At 66.5% G+C, this 1702-nt stretch carries 2 protein-coding genes; both read left to right on the top strand.

Translation table 11 applies throughout. The features are described 5' to 3' along the window. Positions 1 to 209, top strand: a 209-nt coding sequence (locus tag AB0N14_RS39715) for an alpha-amylase (protein WP_366030552.1), incomplete at its 5' end; no start/stop codon positions are given. Then, positions 206 to 1702: maltose alpha-D-glucosyltransferase (gene treS, locus AB0N14_RS39720; protein WP_366030553.1), on the top strand; the 1497-nt coding region annotated here is incomplete at its 3' end. The genes AB0N14_RS39715 and treS, both read left to right, overlap by 4 nt.

Raw genomic sequence — 1702 nt, forward strand, 5'->3', positions numbered from 1 at the left:
ACGCCCAGGAGGCGACGGTCTCGTTGGACATGCCGCGGCTCGGCCTCGACTGGCACGAGACCGTCCCGGTGCGCGACGAGCTCACCGGTGTCATCTATCACTGGGGCAGGGCCAACTATGTACGTCTGGCGCCGGGCGATGGCCCCGCGCACGTGCTGACCGTCCTGCGACCGTCCTCACCGCAGATCGGAGGGTCACCCACACGATGATCGTCAACGAGCCCGTTCCGGACACCTTCGAGGACACTCCCGCCGCGGAGCGCGACCCGGAGTGGTTCAAGCGTGCCGTCTTCTACGAGGTCCTGGTCAGGTCGTTCCAGGACAGCAATGGTGACGGCGTGGGCGACCTCAAGGGGCTGACCGCGAAGCTGGACTATCTGCAGTGGCTGGGCGTCGACTGCCTGTGGCTGCCGCCGTTCTTCAAGTCGCCGCTCCGGGACGGCGGTTACGACGTCTCCGACTACACGGCGGTGCTGCCGGAGTTCGGGGACCTGGCGGACTTCGTGGAGTTCGTCGACGCCGCCCACCAGCGGGGCATGCGCGTGATCATCGACTTCGTGATGAACCACACCAGCGACCAGCACCCGTGGTTCCAGGAGTCACGCGCCAACCCCGACGGCCCCTACGGGGACTACTACGTCTGGGCCGACGACGACAAGCAGTTCCAGGACGCCCGGATCATCTTCGTCGACACCGAGGCCTCCAACTGGACCTTCGACCCGGTCCGCAAGCAGTACTACTGGCACCGGTTCTTCTCCCACCAGCCGGACCTCAACTACGAGAACCCGGCCGTCCAGGAGGAGATGATCTCCGCCCTGAAGTTCTGGCTGGACCTCGGCATCGACGGCTTCCGCCTGGACGCGGTGCCGTACCTCTACCAGCAGGAAGGCACCAACTGCGAGAACCTTCCGGCGACGCACGAGTTCCTGAAGCGGGTGCGGAAGGAGATCGACGCCCAGTACCCCGACAAGGTGCTGCTGGCGGAGGCGAACCAGTGGCCGGAGGACGTGGTCGACTACTTCGGCGACTACGCCAGTGGCGGCGACGAGTGCCACATGGCCTTCCACTTCCCGGTCATGCCGCGCATCTTCATGGCGGTGCGCCGTGAGTCGCGCTATCCGGTCTCGGAGATCCTGGCCAAGACCCCGGCGATCCCGTCGAGCTGCCAGTGGGGCATCTTCCTGCGCAACCACGACGAGCTGACCTTGGAGATGGTCACCGACGAAGAGCGCGACTACATGTGGGCGGAGTACGCCAAGGACCCCCGCATGCGCGCCAACATCGGCATCCGCCGCCGGCTGGCCCCGCTGCTGGACAACGACCGCAACCAGATCGAACTGTTCACCGCGCTGCTGCTGTCGCTGCCCGGCAGCCCGATCCTGTACTACGGCGACGAGATCGGCATGGGCGACAACATCTGGCTCGGTGACCGGGACGCGGTGCGCACCCCGATGCAGTGGACCCCGGACCGCAACGCCGGTTTCTCCTCCTGCGACCCGGGCCGCCTGTTCCTGCCCACGATCATGGACCCGGTCTACGGCTACCAGGTCACCAACGTGGAGGCGTCGATGTCGTCGCCGTCCTCGCTGCTGCACTGGACCCGGCGCATGATCGAGATCCGCAAGCAGAACCCCGCGTTCGGCCTCGGCTCCTACACCGAACTGTCCTCCTCCAACCCGGCCGTGCTCGCCTTCCTGCGGGAG

Origin of the sequence: Streptomyces sp. NPDC051104 (assembly GCF_040682835.1) — a bacterium.
GTDB lineage: Bacteria > Actinomycetota > Actinomycetes > Streptomycetales > Streptomycetaceae > Streptomyces > Streptomyces cynarae.